This window comes from Micromonospora globbae (assembly GCF_003610785.1).
GTDB lineage: Bacteria > Actinomycetota > Actinomycetes > Mycobacteriales > Micromonosporaceae > Micromonospora > Micromonospora globbae.
Map to the genome: position 1 here is coordinate 1 of NZ_RAQQ01000041.1, position 18,768 is coordinate 18,768.

Below are 18,768 nucleotides of genomic sequence, written 5' to 3' on the forward strand. Positions count from 1 at the left end.
TCCCGTGCTGGGCAGTGCGTCTTGGTCGACTGCTGTCCTACCGGGAGCTTCGTCCTATCCGGAGCAGCGACACGCCACGCTCGCCTGCCTGCTCAACCGCCCTTGATCACGATGAAAATGGCTCATTGATTGCTCCGCTTCAGCACTCGGTCAACTTCCTGGAGTTCAGACTCGATGCGGCGTCGATGGTTCGCGGCGATCTTGCCGTCGGCGAGTATCCGGCCCAGAGCGGATCGTTCTGCGGTCCAGATCGGGATGTGTTCGGGGGCGACGACGCTGTTGGGACAACGTCCTGGCTGGCAGCGGTCGAGTAGTGGTCCGCGGTGGCCGTCGGGGCTGATCGCGTCTTCGATGCATTTGGCGCCGGTGGGGTCGTTGTCGTTCATGGTGCAGTGGTTGAGTTTGCCGAAACGGATGGAGATGCGGGTGCGGCGTAGCAGGTCGTGTTCGACGCGGATGTCGCCGCGCTGGGCTTGACCGGTGGCGCGCAGGCGCTCGGCCTGGTCGCGGACGGCGGCGAAGGCTTCACGTATCCGGTCGGCGCCGGGCCCGTAGCCGATGTGCTGGCCGGCGGTGTCGGCGTTGAAGAGTTCGGTGAGCCGGTCGAAGCGGCGGTCGGCGATCGCGGTGTCGAGGTGGCGTGCCCAGGACGGGTCGTTGTCCATGTAGCTGCCGGTGACGCGGTTGGCTAGGGCTCTGGTGGTGACGTGCTTGAGCTGCATGCCGACGGCGATCTCGGAGCCGGGGAAGTCACGGGTGAGCATGGCCATGGTGCGGCGGAACATGTGCGGGGTGACCTTGCCGTCCGGGATTTCCTCAAGACCGCTGGCGTGCCGCCAGCGGTTGATGTGGTTGATGAAGTCGTCGATGGCGGCGATGCTGGCGAAGCTGTCCCCGGCCCACCGGTCGCCGACGGAGGCGAACACGAGCTTGTCGTGCTGCGAGAGCCGGCCCGCCAGCTCGATCGCGCGGGCGACCGGCGGAGTGATCCACCAGTGTTTGATCGGAAGGCCGGGGTCCAGCTTCTGTTTCGTGGACTTCACCGCGGGGCTGCCGTAGTGCTCGACCAGGGCGTCTTTGGTGATGGTCCGCAGTTCGCATTCGCGCATCATCGACAGCGCGGCGGTGAACACGAAGCAGGCGTTGCGGAGCATGACCTGCTCCACCTGCAGCTCGGTGGGGCCGAGGCTGTCGTGCCATGGCCCGCGGCTGCCGTCCGGCCGGCTCACCTCGGCCAGGTCCGGTAGCAGGCCCGGGTGGGTGCGCCCGTTGACGACGAGACGTTCGAGGGCTTTTCGGCGCCAGCGGCCGTGGGGTGTGGAGTTCTGGAAGAAATCCGGTCGGACGCCGATGATCCGGGCTAGCAGGCTGATGTTGATCTTCGGTCCTGGGGTTTCGCTCGGCCGGGCGCGGCGCGTCGGGATCGTGTTCGCCGTATCCGCCAGCCAGGTGTCGAAACGTCTCGCCGCGTCGGGGCCGGTCAACGGTCGGCTGCGAAGCTCGTCCCAGTGGGCGGCGGCGCGCAGGATGTCGGGGGCGAAGACGTCGATGTAGGTCCAGCAATTGCGGATCAGCGGGAACCAGGTCTCCGGCGGGATGACCGGGGTGCGCAGCTCAGGAACGATCGGCTGGTTAGCCACGGCGTTGGTCGAGATTCCGGGCCAGGGGTCGTGCGGCAGGCCCCCGCAGGTCAGGGCCGCCCGGAATTGGTGCAGGGCTTTGATGAGTTGGACGTGGTTGGTGACGGAGCCGGGCTCGGTGATCGTCTGCCGGTGCGCGATGTAGGCCTTGAAGTCCTCCGGGTTCCAGCCCCGCAGGTCGGGTGGTAGCCCTCGTTCGGCGCCGAACGCCGCCAGTGGCCGCAGGTGTCCGATCCGCTGCGTCACGGTCATCACCGCCAGCGGGTCGGCGCGCAGGTGGACGCCGGCGGCCAGGATCGCCGGGTGGCGTGGATTGAGCCAGAGCATCGCCAGCTCACGCGCCATCAGGTTCCAGGCCGGGGTCAGGTCGTGGAACAGCACGCGGATGGCCGCCGACGCGTGGCTGGGCGCCTTGTGGACTACGCCGTTGAGGTCCCAGCAGTCGGTGCCACCGAACCGGGGCGGAGTCGCGCCGGGCAACAGTGGGTGCGACTGGATGACCGCCTCGTCGTCGCGGTAGAAGGCGGACGGGCCTACGGCCGGTGAGGCGGTGGTGGTCACGCGTCGAACTCCACGGTGCTGGCCAGGGGAAGGTGCAGGGTGATCGCGTCCTCGGCGATTTGCCGTCGTGCTTGGGCGATCTCGGCAGAGGTGCGGGACTTGAGCACCTCGATCAGGTTCGCGCGGCTCTGGCCCCACAGCGCGTGGAAGTGTTGCGGCGACAGTCGCAGCGCGAGTTTGTCTAGGTGGCCGGCGAACAGCAGCAGTTGCGGCAGGTTCGATGGCAGCACGAAGGCGTTGCGGCACTCCAGGCAGCGCAGCGGCGCAACCGGGCACAGCTGCCCGGGCCGGCCGAACGGCGACGCGAACGGGTCGGTGCACTCCGTGACGCCCATGTCCAGATGCCCGGCCCGCAGCGCCTCGACGTCGGCCGGGCTCAGCCCGAGCACCGCCGCGGCCTGAGGGTCGGTCAGCGACTGGGTGGCCTGCTCGTCCAGGACGGTCGGCCCGGCCAGCGCCTTGTCAAGCCAGTGCCGCTGCGCGGCGGTGACCACGTCTCCGGCGATCACCCGCAGCGTCGTGCCGTGGGCGTAGTGGCCGCGGAACGTCTGCGCGGAGTGGTCGTCGGCGATGTCACTGATCCGCCCGCGGAAGGTAATGGCCTTCTCGACCTTGGTGGATTTGCGCAGCCTGCGGATGTCGGCGGCGCCGTCGACCGTCACGTTGTTGATCGCCAACCAGTCGCTGAACCTTTGGCCCTTGTGCCGCGTCGACAGCCCGACCGACAGCGACACGCCAGCCAGCGATGCCCGCAGGAACAGCGGGACCGGTGAGATTCCCATCCGTTCGGCCAGGGGCCGGTTCAGCTCCAGCAGGGACCGGATGATCTCCGCCGCGTCCAGCCGCGGCCCGGACGGATGCAGCAGCCCGGCCTCGGCTGGCTCGCTGGAGAACGCCTGCCGCATCCGGGCGTGCGCGCGGTTCTTGCCGAAGGTGATCGTCACGCCGTGCGGGCTGAACTCGATGTCGTCCTCGGTCAGGCCGGTGATCTCCTCTGGTGCCCTGCCGGTGGCCGCCATCAGCAAGATCTTGTAGGCGTGCAGGTCCATGTTCGTCAGGAACAGCTGACCCACCAGGTGGCGCAGCACGTCCCGCCGGTCCCGCAAGCACCTCCCCGATGCCGAGTCCTGCTGCGGCGGCATACCGGACGGGTCCGGCAGAAGGCTGACGATCTCGTTGCAGCTGCGGACGTTGTGCGCGATGGTCCACAGCACATTTTCTGGTTGCGTCCAGCCGCCGGCCTCAGGGTCCGTGCCGGTGGCGGCCAAGGCCCGCCCGGCACGGATCCTCGTCTCGGTCGCCCGCCGGGTCGCCTGCGCGGCTCGGACCAGTTTCTGCTTATCGGCGCGGCTGAACTCATCCAGCTCGGTGCTGCCGCCGCGCCGGACCCCGAGTGCGCCGGCGATCCAGCCGTTCAGGTGCCCGGCGACCGGCCGGTCCGGGTGCTCGGCGCGCCGGGCGATCAGGGCACGGACCCGCCCGGCATGCGAGCCCGGCGTTCGTGACCCTGGCGCATGCCGGGACGGCAAAATTCGGATCCACTCGGTGACCGCGTGATGCAGGTCCGGCGAGCTCCGTGCCAGCGACGCCGAACCGGAGCCCGAGACCGTGGCATCGACGTGCGTCAGGAAGTCCTTCATCGCGGTCAGATACAAACGGCCCGCGGTCTCACGCAGCCGTCCGGCCTGCACGAGGTCCACCCACTCGTCGGCCAGTTCCGCGGCAAGCCGCGCACACGCGAACGCGGCCGGATCGAATGACAGCACCGCCGTGGCCGAGCGCAGAGCCGCCTGGCCGGTCGCGGGCGCCGTCACCCGCCTCACCCCGATCCTGGAGACAGACAGCTCCGCGGCGCGGGCTGGAGGGAATCCGGAGCGGTGCTCACCCCTGCGCGGCATCGCCGTCCCCGAGACTCATCGTCGTCCGGGCGATGTCGGCGTAGGACGCCCCGCCGGCGGCGGTCCAGGCCCGGAATGCCTCATCGACGTCCCGCATCGGGTCCTTGAGGTACCGGATGTAGCGGTAGGTCGTCGCCGGACTCGCGTGGCCGAGCCGCCGCTGTACTTCCAACAACGGGTTGCCGCTCATGTGGTCCAGCAGCGTCGACATGGGCAGCTGCTGCGCCCGGCCGTCACCTAGCGCTAGCCGGGTCAAGTAGATCAGCAGCCGCAGCGCGAACGTATGACGCAGATCGTGATACACCCAGCACCGGCGCGGCAGCTGCGGCCCCACCCCACCGGTCACCGCGGCCTTCATCCGCTCCCACGCCGTCCACCGAACCCGGTCCCACCCCGAGGCCGTGAGCATCCGCCCACCGGCGCCGATGAACACCGCCAGCGGATCGAGACCGTCCCCGGTCTCCCACACCGCGATCCGCCGCAGCTGCAGATCCATGCCCCGGATCGACCTGGTGACCGTACGGCCCTCAAGCACGCCGCAGGCCTTCGCGCCGTCCGCCTCCAGCCGAGTGATGACGAACAGGTCTCGGTGGTCGCGCCGCAGCGTGCCCTGCGCCTTCGCGACGATCTCGGGCCGCTCCAGCAGCAGGTAAGGGTCCAGCAGTTCCATCGCGTCGCCCGGCACATAGACCGAGCGGTGGTGCCCGCCCTTCGCGCACGCGCCGAGTTCAACGTCGGCGGTGCGCGGCCGTCGGCCATCGAGCAGCCCCAGCTCGGGCAGCAGCAGTGTCGACCACTCCTGGATCCGCGTCCCGGTCAGCAGGGCCAGCTCGCAGGCCGCGCGGTTGCGATGCGGTCTCCAGCCCCGGAAGCCCTGGTCGAGACCGCCGTCGGGCGCCAGCCCGCCAAATCCGACGTCGCGGCAGTACAGGTACTGCTCAAGCTCCATGTGCCGCACCCGCAGATCCCGGCGGGTCCCGCTGGCCAGCGTCCGCTGCCGCCGGGTCGTCACTCGCCATGGCCGGCGCTCAACGACGCCCTGCCGCAGCAGGAAGCCGTAGAGGGAGCCGATCGCTGCCGCGTCGCGATCCCAGGCCGCCTCACCGACCGTCTGCTCGGCCTCGTCGAGCCGCCACCGCCGGAAGTCCTGGACGTCAGACTCGGAAGCCGACGCCAGGTCGAGCCCTCGGGCCTGCAGGAACCGCAGCAGCATCACCGCCGTATACGCGTACCCGCGCGTCGTCCTTGGGCTACGCCGGTTCAGCGCCAGCTCCCGGAACCAGCTGCACAGCGGCTCCACCGGCCACATCGACTCCGACAGCAGCACCGGCGTACCCGGTGTCGGCGCGAACCTCGCGAGCACATCGGAGGTCTCCGGTGCACTCAGCCCCCGGACGCCACCGGCCTTACGGACCGTCCGCGCGTCTGCGAAGAATAGGTGCATTACAGCTCCGGGGCAGTCAACAACTACGTCAACCACTCAACGGCGCCAGTGTCCGACAGTAGCGGCGGATAGCCTGATCAGATTCACTGGATGACTACGCCAGCTGACTACAGCGTGTCACCACAAGATCGCGTCTACGGAAGTGGTGTACGACTTGCCCGTGATGGGCGTGTTGCGTAGATAAGAGCCGGCCATCGCGTCGATCCTTCAACACGACCAAGTCGGAGAAGAAGCTGGTCCTGGCGCCCGGGGCGGCGCCAGGACCACCGCCGATGGCGAGCTAGTTTTCGATGCCGCTCCGAGACCGTCGATCGGAAGGCCTGCGGCGGCTAGTGATCGCGATGGTGAGGTTCGTGAGGGCGGCAGCGAAGGCGAGAAGGTCGCTGGTGGCCTGGATGACGTCGAGCCACTGCTGCATGGGGAACTCCTTGCGTGGTGGGGGCCCAGCCGGCCCTGGCGGACGAGTCCCAGTGCAGCGGTGATGCGAGCCCTCCGGCGATGGCGTCGGAGGATCCCGGAGGGCGCCGCCGGCCACGAACGGATGAACTGGGGGCCATAGCGGCGAGCGATCGGCTACTACTCTGTCCGTCGGAGGCCGGTGCCAGTTGTCGGACGGTAAGCGGATGGGCGGGAACTAGAGTGGATCGATCAAGCTCCGTGCCAGGAGTTGATCCGTCCCGGGTAAACACTCTGGTCGAGCTGGCCGCTTGCCTGGATGGGCTCCGCCGCCGCCGGGACCTGTCGTACGAGGCTATGGAGCGGGAGTCGAGGAAGCTGCGGTTGCGTCCAGGTGAATCGCCTCGGGAGATCCTGGGCAAAAGCACCGTGGGAGAGATCGTTAATGGCAAACGACTACCCAGTAAGGACAAGCTGCTGACCTACCTGGCAGTCTGCCGAGTCGCGTCGGCTGACCTCGTCCAGTGGCTCGCGGCGTGGGAGCGTGCGCGCACCGCCGATCTCGCTCAACCCGGCGGTGCGATACGGGTACGGGAAGCGTTGCCTCGGCGGCTCAGTGTTCACGCTGCGATCCGGATCGAGGGCGCTCCCGGCGAGCTACCGATGTATATCCCTCGCGATGTCGACCCCCAGTTAAGAGCGGCGTTGGCTGCGGGCGTCCAACAGGGGTGTTTCGTTCTGCTGGTGGGTGGATCATCGGTAGGAAAGACGCGAACCCTCTATGAAGCCGTCCAAAATACCTTTCCAGAGTGGTGGCTGCTCCACCCGGCCGACTCCGAGGAGATTCGGACCCTTGCTGCGGCGCCCACCGCCCGTACGGTGGTCTGGCTGGATGAACTGCAGAGGTACCTTGCCCGCGACACTGGCCTAGTACTCCAACGTCACTTGGCTTTGACGTTGGGCGTGGCGCGGGCATGAGGACGGCCACCGCGTTGATCATCGATGGTTTGTGAGGACTACCGAAGATCGTGCGGTGGCCGCGTGCCACAGCGTAGACCCCGCTGGGTGGCGGGTCATCCTGGACGAGGCGGTGACGCGTGTCGCGGACCGGTTCGCCAGAGCGGAGCCACGTCGGACTGCCGGGCAGTTCGTCGAAGGGCTCCTATCAGGTGTGGAACGCAAGACCTGCTGGTCCCTAGCGGAACGGGCGGGCCACAACGATCCGCAGGCGATGCAGCGGCTGCTGCGTACGGCGGTGTGGGACGCTGAGGCTGTCCGCGATGACGTGCGTGATTGGTTGGTCGAGCAGCTTGGCCATCCCGATGGGGTGCTGGTCACCGATGAGACGGGGTTCCTGAAGAAGGGCGTGTGCTCGGTCGGGGTGCAGCGGCAGTACACCGGCACCGCCGGACGTGTCGAGAACAGCCAGGTCGGGGTGTTCCTGGCCTACGTCACCCCGCACGGGCGGGCGATGATCGACCGTCGGCTCTACCTGCCGCAGGCGGCCTGGTGCGACCAGCCCGAACGCCTCGCTGCCGCCGACGTGCCGGATGGCGTCGGGTTCGCCACGAAGCCTGCCCTGGCCCGGCAGATGATCGCCGCCGCGCTGGATGCCGGTGTCCCGTTCGGGTGGGTGACCGGCGACGAGGTCTACGGCGCCGACCCAGGTCTACGCGCTGACCTCGAAGACCGCGAGATCGGCTACGTCCTGGCCGTCGGCTGCGACCGACGCGTGCACGTCAACGACGGCCGGACCCTCGTGCGCGTCGACGACCTCGCCGACCGGATCCCCCGCCGCGAGTGGCAGCCGCACAGTTGCGGGCCCGGGGCGAAAGGACCCCGCATCTATCTGTGGGCCTGGATCACCACCGCCACCCGGCCGAACGAGTATCGGTGGCTACTCATCCGCCGCAACCGGAGCACCGGCGAGCTGGCCTTCTACCTGTGCTGGTCACCCCCAGTGCCGCTGCACACCCTCGTGACCGTCGCCGGCTCACGGTGGAGCATCGAAGAGTTGTTCCAGACCGGTAAAGGCCAGGTCGGCCTCGACCACTACCAGGTCCGCAGCTGGACCGGCTGGCACCGGCACGTCACCCTGGCCATGCTCGCCCTGGCCGTCCTGACCCTCCTCGCCGCACAGCAGCCCGACACCAACCCGGAGATCATCGCGCTGACCGTCGCCGAGATCCGCCGACTACTCAACGCCCTCGTCCTCACCGTGGCACACCCACCAGCACACACCCTGCACTGGTCAATCTGGCGACGAACATCCCAAGCCCGCGCCCGACGATCCCACTACCAGCACAGACAGGCAAAGTGACGTTGGAGTATTAAGGCACGCCAGCTCGAACGTGGTGGATCTGGGCTGGATGCGGTGCGTCCCCGTGGATTGCTCGGTCGGCGGGGAACTCGTCACGTGGCTTACTTCGGTCGCGTGGGGAGGCCACGGTGAAGTGCTGCGGGGTAGCCGTGGCGAGGCCGCGGGGGCATAGTCGGGCTCCTCCTTCGTCGATCGAACAGCAGGTGAACACGGGAACCGTCCCGGTCCTGCCTCGGCAACGCGTAGCCAGCGCGGCGTCGGGGCTGGGTCCACTGTCGGCCGAGCGGTCCGGGGCGGGGCGGAGCCGTCGGGGAAAACCTGGCAGCCGACCGAGCTGTGCAGCCTGAGAACTTTGATACTGACGATCGTAATCATTCTGACTGAACATGAGCTCGGCTCTCCCATTGGTTGCCCTGGCTGGCCCGCCCGTAGTTTCCAGACCAAAAACATCGATAAGCAGTTGATCTAGGCCCGTACCTGGGGTCCGCTGCCAAAGGGAGCGGGTTGCAGGGGAGACTTTTCGCCGTTTCCTGCGATCCCGATAGGTGGGATGCGAGATCAGCGGCGGCGGATGACCGCCGCGGACGTCCCGACCTCATCACGCTGCCGGCCTACTGCGCCTGCCCGAACCCGCTGGCTGACGTCGCCTGAGCTGGTCCAACAGCGGCGCCGCCTGGCGGGCGCGGTCGTACAGTGCGGGGGTGACTATCGCCTACGACTGGGGCGTGGACCAGCCCCCGGATCCGGCCGCCGAGGACGCGGGCGAGGCGGCCGGGCTCGGCCCGGAGCAACTGCCGGAGGTGCGGGAGCTGATCGCGCGGGGCTGGCAGTTGGCCCCCGACGCGCCGCTGTACGCGTTCCTGCCGGCGGTGTGGCCGCGCGAGCTGCGCACGTGGGTGCCGGACCGTGCCACCCGTTACGACACCTGGTACGAGCAGGACCCGAAGACGCACGCCGTTCTGCGCACGGAGACCCGCGAGGCCGGTCCGGCGATGATGGCGGAGATCGACGACGACCATGACTGGACCCTGGCCCGGGTCGGTATCACCGGGCGCCCCCGGGGGCGTCTCTGGCTGCTCAAGCCGCCGCCCGGGTACGACAGCGTGGACGCCGTCCTCGACCAGGTGTGGCACCGCGCGCAGCAGCAGGGCATCGAGCTGACGTTGAACGAGCCGTTCGTGCAGTTGACGGCCCGCACCGTGCGCGGCGAGGCCCCGCCGCCCTGACTCGGCTGGTGTGATGCCGCCGGCATCACACCGAGCCGGGTGGCCGCCTTCGCGGCCACCCGGCTCTTGATCGGTGGTGGGTTCAGGCGGCCCAGGGGACCTGGTAGTAGCGGCAGCCGGGGCTGACGGTGCACTGGTTCCAGCGACCGGTGTGGATCGTCGGGGCGTAGAACAGCTGCGAGTAGCCGGAGGCGAAGAACGAGCCGTAGTTGTCGTCGTGGTACTTGCCGCTGCCGGCGGTGAGCTGGCTGTTGTAGTAGTAGCCGGTGGTGCTGGGCTTGTCGCTGCGCCAGCTACCGGAGCTGACGTTGGCGAAGTAGAAAGGGTTCTGCCCGCAGTAGCCGTCCGGGCCGGTGACGTTGGTCCGGCAGTTGTTGGTGAACTCCTGCGGCTGCATCTGCGGGCCGTAGTCCCAGATCAGCGTGTTGCGCCACCGCGGCCGGGTGCCCTCGAACGCCTGACGGACGATGAAGTCGAACGCGCCGATCACCCCGGCGGCGTTGCCGTAGGCGGCGTTGCCCTTGACCTCGGCGATGTAGTTGCCGCCCACGGTGCGCCCGCACACCGATCCGGACTCGCACCAGCTGTCGTAGTCGTCGGCGGCGACGCCCACCCGCTCGGCGACCGGAGCGGTCTGCTGGAAGTCGTCGGCCACGACCGTGGTGGTCGGCTTGCCGTTCGCGCCAGCGGTGGTCAACGCCCCACCCATGCACGTCCAGGACGAGGGGCGCTGCGCCTTGGCCTGCGCCACGCACGCCTGCAACCCGGTCCCGGCCGGCCCGGTCAGACCCTTCCACGACGGCGCGGCTGACGCCGCGCCGGGCAGGACCGCCGCGATCGACACGACGGCCAGACCGGCGGCGAGTAGTGCTCTGGTGATCCTCATGAGACCTCCCCTAAGGCTCCTCGGTTACAACCAGACATCGCACCGTAACCATCGGCGACGATCGACAGCAAGAATCGATAGCGGCAGATCCTGCAACTTGCACCAGCAGTGCCCGAGCGGGTCGTCGCGCTGACATATGCCGATCCGTCCGTCACCCCGGCACCTACCCGGACCAGGTGTTTCACTCCTGCCTTAAACAGGTCGTCGTCGCTGCGTCGCCTGCCCCGGGCTGCGACCAGGCCCGACCTGCCGGGCACGCACCACGGACAAACCACTAGCACCGCAGCGACCGGGACGGCGAAGGCTTCGCCGCACTCCGTGCGTCGGCGCCGGAATCCGAGCCGCCGGAACCGGTGACCGGTGCAGATGACCGTGGTGTCGGCGGGTAGCTCGTCGCCGATCGCGCGGGGCTGGGCGTGCTCGCACGCCTCGCACACCGCTTCTGGTGGCGAGGTGGTGAGTGTTCCGTCGCTGATGCTCATGACCTTCTGCACCCGGGTGTGCGCGGTGACCTGGCCGCAGCCGTCGCAGGCGAGGTAGAGCACGGGAAGCGGTTGCGGGCCGGCGCGCAGCTCGCACCAGAGGTCCCTGGCCAGCTCCCGGGCGAGCGGCCAGCCGGCCGATTCCGTCTTCCTCGTGGTCACGACCGGGTTGGCTCCTGGTTGAGCAGGGCGTCGTACGGGCGCAGCGAGGGCGCCGGTCGGGTGTCGGCCGGGAGGGCGGCGATCTGCGCGGCCAGGCGCTCGCGGGCCAACTGCGCCGGGACGAGTTGGGGCAGCGCCTTGTAGAGAGTGCTGCGGGAGATCCCGAGCAGCTTCGCGATCGACGAGATCGATCGGTCCGGCTCGGCCAGGAGCTGCATCGCGTAGGCGACCTTCTCGGGGGTCATCGCCGGTGGGCGGCCGAGACGTTGGCCTCGGGCGCGGGCGGCGGCCAGGCCCTCGTTGGTGTTGGCCACGATGATCGTGCGGATGAACTCGGCCAGGGCGGCGAAGACGTGGAAGACGAACATGCCCCCGGCGGTGGTGGTGTCCAGCTTCTCGTGCAGCGACTGGAACCCGACCCTGTGGCGCTTGAGCCGGCCCACGATCGTGATGAGGTCCTCCAGCGAGCGGCCGAGCCGATCCAGCGACACGACGGTGAGCGCGTCGCCGGGACGCAGGTACTCGAACGCGTCGTGCAGGCCCGGCCGGTCGGCGTTCTTCCCGGATGCCTTGTCGAAGAAGCACTTCGCGCACCCGGCCGCGCTCAGCGCGGCCTGCTGCCGGGCGAGGTTCTGCTCCCGGGTAGAGACCCGACCATAGCCGACGAGCACACCCGCCAGTGGAGTGGGCGCCAGCAGATCGCCGCCTTCGGGCGGGAGAGCGGCGGTCACCGGTGGCCAGCCTGGAGACGCTCGACCAGCCAGAAACCCCGGCAGTCCCCGCTATCAGGCAGGTATACGAGCAGGCCGTGCTCGTCGTCCCACTCCAGATCCCCGGGCCGCCCCTCGCCGGTGTCGCGCTCGCGTAGCACGTCGACCTGTTCCTCGGTGAGGGTGACGGTGCCGTCACCGTTGTCGACGCCAGCGGTGGCGCCGTCGAAGTGCTCGGGATCGGTGAGCCACGCGGCTTGCTCAGGCCCGACGGTGGCCACGTACCCGGTGCCGTAGGTCATGGCGTTCAGGGTGACCGAGAAACCCCCGTCGCCTTGTTGGACACGCCGAGGTTTCCGGACAGGTTTTCCGAACGCCCTTGATCGGCCGAGGCGCCCGTTTTCGATCTTGTTCGGGAAACGACCGATTCCCAGACAGTTTCCCGCTCCAGACCTGGGTACACTTGACATTCGTCGCGACGTGCCCCGTCACCGGCAGCAGGGCCCGATCGATGCGCATTGCCGGGGGTCGTGTTGTTGACGGTGCGATGCCGCCTCTGCCGCGCCGCACCGCGACGACGCGCAGCGCGGCCGGCATCCGGGGGGTGGGTGCCGGCCACACGCTGTTTCGGTCTCTCCGGCTATCGCGCTGCACCCCGGGCTCGACCGATCGGCGATGTCGACGTGACGTTCTAGCGTGTCGAGTCGATGAGGTCGAGTTGTTGCAGGGCGGTCCGGCCGACCCACGCGTCGCGGACGGGAAACGCCCCGGAGCTCACGACGGCGTCTCGCAGAGGTTTGGCCCAGCTATGTTCGAGGAGAAGCACGACCGCTCCGGTCCCTGCTGGCATGGAGTCGCGTAGCTGTGGGATGTCGTCGCCTTTGAAGAGGTAGCCTCGCCCCCCTGAGGTGCTCTCTCCCATCACTGCTGATGAGCCGGATTCACGGAGCAGCCTGCCCAGCAGGTCACCGGAGTGCGTTGAGTTAAGGGGAAGCAGGTCAGGGCTCGGCTGCTGTTCGATCGTGCGGTTGCGGTGCTTAAGGATGGTGAGCACGTCGAGCACCCGTATCTGATCATTGGCGAGCAGGTCCTTCAGTTCCTTGCGCACCTCGGGGGGAATCTGGTCACTCTTGAATCCGATCATCAGCATCTGCACGGGCCCGATCACTGGTTCCCCCAATCCCCTGGATGCCCTCTCGCCACGATCGCGCGGCGGATCCCGTCCCGCTGCGACGGATGGTAGTCACGCGCGGGATAGGCGGGCGGCAGATGCGTCTTCCCTCCCGCTGGCCTGTCAAACGAAGCTGCTGGCTGGGGGAGCTGACCGGTCACCGGCGTACTTTGCCCCTGCCGGGTGCTGGCTTCAGTTGCGCTTGTGGATGATGTGTTTGAGGCGGCGGGGACGCTGGGGGATGCCTACGGCGAAGCCGGCGTGGGACTGGAAGACCTACGAGAGATCACCGTGCGACCAGCACACCGCGACCCCTCGTCGACCCCCGCGGCCCGTGACGCCGGCACCCTGCGACATCGGAGACTAGGAAGCCCGTGCTCGCGGATCACGACCACCGCCTGGTGCGGCCCTTGCGGGAGAGAGGCAGGTCGTCAACGCTGGCGGCACGTGCAGTCGCTGCGCCGGCGGCGTGCACAGCGCATCACCGGCACCTCCTTGTAGCTGACGATCAACGTGGCTCAGGTAGACGCCGCGGGCAGTGCGGTGGCGTCGGCGTCGGGCACGTGGAGCACGAGTAGAGCGATGTCGTCGTCGCTGCTGGCGGCGTACCGGTCGAGCAGGTGCTCGCACACTTGCTCTGCCGTCAGGTTCTGCGTACCGGTGAGGGCGGTGGTGAGGTCGGCCAACCCGGCGTCGAGCAGCTCCCCGCGGCGGTCGATGAGTCCATCGGTGTAGAGGACCACCGTCGAGCCGGGCGCCAGCGTGACGGCGTGATCGGTTCGCGTGGCGTCGGGGCTGACGCCGAGCATCACCTCTGGCCGGGTGCGCAGGAGCTTGGCGGTGCCGTCGGGGACGATCAACACCGGTGGTGGATGCCCGGCGTTGGACCATCGCAACGTCTGAGGCCCGCCCGTGTGATCGAGGCGGGCCAGCACTGCGGTCGCGAACGCGGTGACCGCCAGGGTACGCATAGCGGTGTCCAGTTCACCCAGCACAGCGCTGGGTGGTTTGCGCAGTGTGACGGCGACACCGCGGAGCAGGTTGCGGATCTGCGCCATCGCCGCCGCGGCCCGCTGGTCATGACCGGTGACGTCGCCGATGGTCAGCGCCAAGCCGCCGTCGGGTAGCAGAAACGAGTCATACCAGTCTCCGCCGATGCGGGTCTGCTCGACAGCGGCCCGGTAGCGCACCGCCACCTGCAGACGCTCCGGCTGCGCCGGCTCAGTCAGCACGCTGCGTTGCAGCGCCTCGGACATCTGCCGCTCCAACTCGACGAAACGCCGTTCGACCTGGCGGGCCTGCGCCCGATCGAACGCCTGGCCGATCGCCGCGCCGACCAGACGCAGGAACCGGGTGTAGGCCTCGTCAACCGGCAGGTGCGGGCTCAGCTCAGCGACCAGCACCGGCTGTTGCCGCCACGGCGACGCCGTCGGCAGACGAAGCCACGCCACCGTTCGTCCGCTCCAGTCCTCCACGACCAGGTCCTGCCGCCCGAACACCGACGGCGGCACCGCCGGCAACCGCGCACCCGCCGCCGACACGCCAGGCCACAACACGTCGGCCTGCGGCAGGTCACGCGGAGCAGCGCGCAGCACACCGACGGCGGCAAGCAGGATCCGCTGGGGATCATCAGACATGCTCAACGCGTCGGTCAGCCGGGTCAGCAGCGTCAACCGGCGCTGCAACACCACCTGCTCGGTGGTCTCCGCCGCGATGTCGATCACACCCTCGACCCGGCCGTCCGAACCGCGCACCGCGGAGTAGGAAAAAGTGAAATAACACTGCTCGGCGAACCCGCGACGGTCCAGAAACAGCTCCAGATCCTGCGACCAGGTCGCCGGCCCGCCCGCCAACACACCGGTGAGCATCGGGCCGATCGTGTCCCAGATCTCCGGGAACACCGCCGCCGCCGGCGCTCCCAACGCCGCAGGATGCTTGTCCCCGATCAACGGCACATACGCCTCGTTGTAAACCATGATCAGTTCTGGGCCCCAGAACGTGGTCACCGCGAACCGCGTCTGCAACGTCAGTTCCACCGTCGTGCGCAGCGTCGGCGACCACGACTCGACCGGACCCATCGGCGTCGCCGCCCAATCCACCCGCCCGTACGCCTCACGCAACGCACCCGCCTGGCCGAACACGTCATCCACCCGACGAACTCTAACCAGCACGACGTCACCGCTGCGGCGGGCTGGCCCTCAACAACTTCCACATTGACCTCGCGGTAGTGCTCGACGCGGGCGCCGCCGGCGAGACGGTCGCGGACGTGGTCGACAGGCTGCCGGCCCGCCTCGCGGGGCTCAGCCTGGTGGCCGACACCGGATGCCACGCGCCCCGGCTGGACGCCTGGCTCGTCGCGACCGGTCAACTGCCGGGCACCCTCATCTGCGGCAGGAATGCCGGCGCGCTGCTGGTCAACCTCTCCGATCCCGCCTCCAGCGTCGGCTACCACGGCGCCGCTCGCAGCGGCGAAGCCAAGTCGCCGCGTTGTCCGTTCACCGCCGAGTCTCACGGCGGCGAGCCGGGCGAGTACCTGGTGTGCACCGCGGCCCAGGGCCACAGCGGGCGGCACAAGCTCGCCGTCACCGGTGAAGGGTGAGGGGCTGCACGCCTCGCACGTCGTCATGCTGCTGCGGGCGCGCCCGACGGACAACCCCGTCGGGCGCGCCCGCTGGGTCAGCGGTGCGCCGGGATGGCCTCGGCGAGGCGCAGCGGCCGGTAGCCGTCGGTGTCGAGCTGGGCGAGTTCACCGTCGATGTCGACCGAGTGGGTGCCGTAGAAGTGGACGTTCTCGTGGTGGGTCGGCCAGATGTGCGCCAGGACCTCGTCGTCGACCTGGCGGCCGTCGCGGCGGAGCGCGCCGACGGCGAGGCCGTGGTACTCGGTGGACCAGCAGACGATCGCGTTGGTGGCCAGGGTGAGGCACCACATCTGCTCGGTCTGCTGCTCGTGGTGTCGGCGGCGCAACGCTCCCTCGCCAGCGTAGGCGAGGGAGCGGCGCAGGGCGTGCAGGTTCTCGCCCTTGTTGAGCTGCCGGGAGATCCGCCGCCGGTAGGTCTCATCCGCCAGGTACCGGGCGGCGTAGACGGTGCGGCGCAGCGCCCCGTACTCCTTGATCGCGCTGGTCAGCGCGTTCTGCTGCCGTTTCGACGAGCACAGCTTCCCGACGACCAGCGCGGCGGTCGCGTGCCCACCCTGCACCGAGGCGGCGACGCGCAGCAGGTCGTCCCAGGTGCTCGTGATCAGGTCGGTGTTCAGCCGCCGGGTCAGCAGGCCGCCCGCACGTGGGAAGCGGGCGAGGAAGTCGGCGTTCGGGCCGGTCCGGTAGAGGGTGATCTTCCCGAGGTCACGGATGCGCGGCGAGAGCTGCTTGCCGACCAGGTCGAACAGCGCGAAGTTGGCCAGGGTCGCGCCGTGGGTGTCGGTGGCGTGCTCGAACACGGCCAAGTCGGTGGCGTTGCCCAGCAGCCCGTCGAGCACGTAGTGCGACTCCGGCGCGGTCGCCACGATGACCTTCGTGTCGAACGTCGAGTGCTGGTCGGAGACGTGGGTGTAGGTGGACACACCCTGCCCCCGGGCGAAGTACCGCGACAGGTGCCGGGCGGTGATGCTCTTGCCCTTGACCGGGAACCGCTGCCCGTCCGACGACGACAGGGTCCCCGACCCGAACGCTCTCGTCAGCGGCAGCCGGTGGTGGTAGTTCACCACCGCGGCGTTGGCCGCCTCCAGCGTCTCCGGCCGGAAGTACCACTCGGCGGTCCACGCCAGGACGTCGTACGGCACGCCGCAGGACTCGGCCATCGCCGACAGACCCATGTTCGTCGCCTCCGCGATGATCACGTACAGCAGGTTGCGCTTGAGCTCGGCCGGCCGGTTCACCTTCCCGCCGGCGTGCACCAGGTGGTCGGTGAACCCGGTCCGCGCGTCGACCTCCACCAGCGCCGACGCGATCGGCACCCTCGGCAGCATCCCGGCCAACTCCGCGCGCAGCGCGTCGGCCTCGGCGGGCACGTCCTCCGCGGTCAGCGGCGGGATGATCAGCTCACCGTCGTCGGTGAGCCGCACCTCACCCGGGTTGCCCTTCGCCAACTGCGTCTCCAGATCCGCCAGGGCGGTGTGCAACTCGTCGTCGGCCTGCGCGAGCGCGTCAGCGGCCTCGACCGGTTTACCGACCAGGTGGCAAAACTCCACCTTCTGCGTTGCCCACGCCTCGGGCGTGAGCAGGAACGACGCCGGATCGGCGTACCGGCGCGATCCGGGCACGAACACGTCACCGGAGCGAAGCCCGTCGCGAAGGCCGACCAGCACGGCGATCTCCCAGTACCGGCGGTACGCGGTGACGTCACCGGACTGCTCCGTCGCCACGAGGTAGCCGGCCCACTTCGTCGGCACGAACCCGACCGGAGCACCGGCCGGGACCTTCCGCGCGCCGGTGGCGTACAGCTCGGCCAGCACGCTCACCGCCTGGAGCAACTGCTCGGTACCCGGGCCGCCGGCGAACTGGACCGCCGCCAGCACCGCCGGGGCGAACTGGCGCAGGTACGACATCGACGCGTCCAACATGCTGAGCTGCCCGTGGTCACGCGGCAGCCGCTCACGGCGCTCGGCCCACGCCGCCCGCATCCGGTCCATACCAATCCGGCCACGCAGCAGCGTGCCGATCTGCTCGTCGCCGATCCCGGTGTCGAGCACGATGGTCAGGATCTCGTCCAGCAGCGCCTGCCGGTTCTCCCCGCCCTTCGCCCGCTCCGCCAGGGCCTCGGCGACCTTCTGCTTCGCCGCCGCCTCCCGACCGCTGATCGCCTGGTCGAACAGCAGCAGCGTCTCGTCCAGCACGTCGACCGCCGACTGCGCCAGCAGGGTCAGCAGGATCGGATACCGGCGCTCCGGCTCGCGCCGCTGCAACGCCTGCCCGGTCAACCGCCGCCCGACGCCGGCCAGGAACCGGCGCCGCTCCGCCGGCAGCATCGACAGATCCAGGGTGTGCGCGTCGAGGCGGCGCAGGTAGGTCAGCTTCTCCAGCTCCGCCTTCACCGCGGCCGGGCTCGACGACGTCGGCCCCACCCCCAGCCACGCCAGCGGCGTCCGGCCCAGGTAGGCGTCCGGGACCAACAGCAGGTCCAGCTCCGCGCACCGCCGGTCGGTGAGCAGGTGCCGCACCCGCGCCCACGTCTCACCCCGAGCGCGGGCCCGGGCCGCGGCCACCCGCCGCAGCAGCAGGATCACCCCCGGCCGCACCACCCGCGACGACAGCAAATACTCGCAGGCCAGCCGGAACAGCAGCTTCGGCGAGTCGTGCTCCATCGCCCGGGCGAACAGGAACTCCTCCAGGTCCTTCCACTCGGCGGTGTCCATCGACCGCCAGCCGGCGTAGCCGGCCACCTCCCGCAAATGATCCGTACGAGTCTGCTCCCGCTCCCCGTACCCGCGCAGCTCACCCATCGCGATCCTGAGCCGCTGCGACAACCGGCCCACCACGGCGGCCGGCGCCGCCGCGACGTCATCGGGCACGAACCCCAGCCACGGCAGGGTGCACAACTGCACCGCCACACCCAACACGTTGCGGCCGGTGCGGAACTGGCGCACGAACGCCTCGTCCGCACCGGTCAACGTGAAGTACCGGATCAGCTCCGCCCGGTTGATCTCCGGGAACCCCCGAAGCCGCTCCAGATCCTCCGCCGAGAACACGTCCTGAGTCGCCACAACCCACCACCCGAGCATCGACCGTCACCGAACGGGACGGGAGGGACTGCGTAGATTTCCGTGTTTGACCTGGGTGTGGTCCGTTGGACAGGACGTTGATCCTGTCCGGGAAGGACCACGTCATGGCAGACAAGAAGAAGGCGGTTCAGCTTCCGCAGCCGACGGCGGC

Annotated in this window: 14 protein-coding genes; 3 read left to right on the forward strand and 11 right to left on the reverse strand. The window is 69.2% G+C overall.

Going from position 1 to position 18,768, the window contains the following annotated elements:
• Positions 1-122: 122 nt before the first annotated feature.
• The 4 genes from D7I43_RS30680 to D7I43_RS32890 form a co-directional block, all read right to left on the reverse strand.
• Positions 123-2,201 (reverse strand): hypothetical protein, encoded by a 2,079-nt coding sequence (locus D7I43_RS30680; RefSeq protein ID WP_120332062.1) that lies wholly within the window; start codon positions 2,199-2,201, stop codon positions 123-125.
• A complete protein-coding gene (locus D7I43_RS30685) occupies positions 2,198-4,015 on the reverse strand; it encodes a hypothetical protein (protein WP_120332063.1) in 1,818 nt (605 codons plus the stop codon). Before D7I43_RS30685 ends, D7I43_RS30680 begins: the two co-directional genes overlap by 4 nt.
• Positions 4,016-4,082: 67 nt before the next feature.
• Complete coding sequence (locus D7I43_RS30690; RefSeq protein WP_158610190.1) at positions 4,083-5,426, reverse strand: tyrosine-type recombinase/integrase; 1,344 nt, start codon at positions 5,424-5,426, stop codon at positions 4,083-4,085.
• Positions 5,427-5,823: 397 nt separating this feature from the next.
• Entirely contained in the window at positions 5,824-5,961 is a 138-nt protein-coding gene (locus tag D7I43_RS32890; RefSeq protein WP_158610191.1) for a hypothetical protein, read from the reverse strand.
• A gap of 1,068 nt (positions 5,962-7,029) precedes the next feature.
• On the opposite strand from D7I43_RS32890, the gene D7I43_RS30695 reads away from it, so the two are divergent.
• Positions 7,030-8,259 (forward strand): IS701 family transposase, encoded by a 1,230-nt coding sequence (locus D7I43_RS30695; RefSeq protein WP_120332073.1) that lies wholly within the window; start codon positions 7,030-7,032, stop codon positions 8,257-8,259.
• A 701-nt stretch (positions 8,260-8,960) separates the two neighbouring features.
• Positions 8,961-9,485: a DUF5956 family protein gene (locus D7I43_RS30700; protein WP_147427342.1), complete on the forward strand. Its 525-nt coding sequence runs from the start codon at positions 8,961-8,963 to the stop codon at positions 9,483-9,485.
• Positions 9,486-9,567: 82 nt separating this feature from the next.
• Here the strand turns inward: D7I43_RS30700 and D7I43_RS30705 are convergent, their stop codons facing one another.
• From D7I43_RS30705 to D7I43_RS30730, 6 genes are all read right to left on the reverse strand, one after another.
• Positions 9,568-10,371, reverse strand: coding sequence for a hypothetical protein (locus tag D7I43_RS30705; protein WP_147427343.1), 804 nt, complete (start codon positions 10,369-10,371; stop codon positions 9,568-9,570).
• Complete coding sequence (locus tag D7I43_RS32595; RefSeq protein ID WP_147427344.1) at positions 10,368-11,015, reverse strand: hypothetical protein; 648 nt, start codon at positions 11,013-11,015, stop codon at positions 10,368-10,370. Before D7I43_RS32595 ends, D7I43_RS30705 begins: the two co-directional genes overlap by 4 nt.
• Positions 11,012-11,746, reverse strand: coding sequence for a recombinase family protein (locus D7I43_RS30715; RefSeq protein WP_120332068.1), 735 nt, complete (start codon positions 11,744-11,746; stop codon positions 11,012-11,014). The genes D7I43_RS32595 and D7I43_RS30715 overlap by 4 nt, the downstream gene beginning before the upstream one ends.
• Positions 11,743-12,027, reverse strand: coding sequence for a hypothetical protein (locus D7I43_RS30720; RefSeq protein ID WP_120332069.1), 285 nt, complete (start codon positions 12,025-12,027; stop codon positions 11,743-11,745). The genes D7I43_RS30715 and D7I43_RS30720 overlap by 4 nt, the downstream gene beginning before the upstream one ends.
• Positions 12,028-12,416: 389 nt before the next feature.
• Positions 12,417-12,881, reverse strand: a complete 465-nt coding sequence (locus D7I43_RS30725) for a hypothetical protein (RefSeq protein WP_147427345.1) — start codon at positions 12,879-12,881, stop codon at positions 12,417-12,419.
• A 533-nt stretch (positions 12,882-13,414) separates the two neighbouring features.
• On the reverse strand, positions 13,415-15,046 hold the full coding sequence (locus D7I43_RS30730; RefSeq protein ID WP_120332070.1) for a PP2C family protein-serine/threonine phosphatase: 1,632 nt from the start codon (positions 15,044-15,046) through the stop codon (positions 13,415-13,417).
• Positions 15,047-15,162: 116 nt separating this feature from the next.
• Between D7I43_RS30730 and D7I43_RS30735 the strand changes: the two genes are divergently transcribed.
• The gene (locus tag D7I43_RS30735) at positions 15,163-15,495 is read left to right on the forward strand and encodes a hypothetical protein (protein WP_147427346.1); all 333 of its coding nucleotides are present in this window, start codon (positions 15,163-15,165) and stop codon (positions 15,493-15,495) included.
• 77 nt (positions 15,496-15,572) lie between these two features.
• Here the strand turns inward: D7I43_RS30735 and D7I43_RS30740 are convergent, their stop codons facing one another.
• Entirely contained in the window at positions 15,573-18,599 is a 3,027-nt protein-coding gene (locus D7I43_RS30740) for a Tn3 family transposase (RefSeq protein WP_120332072.1), read from the reverse strand.
• Positions 18,600-18,768: the final 169 nt, after the last annotated feature.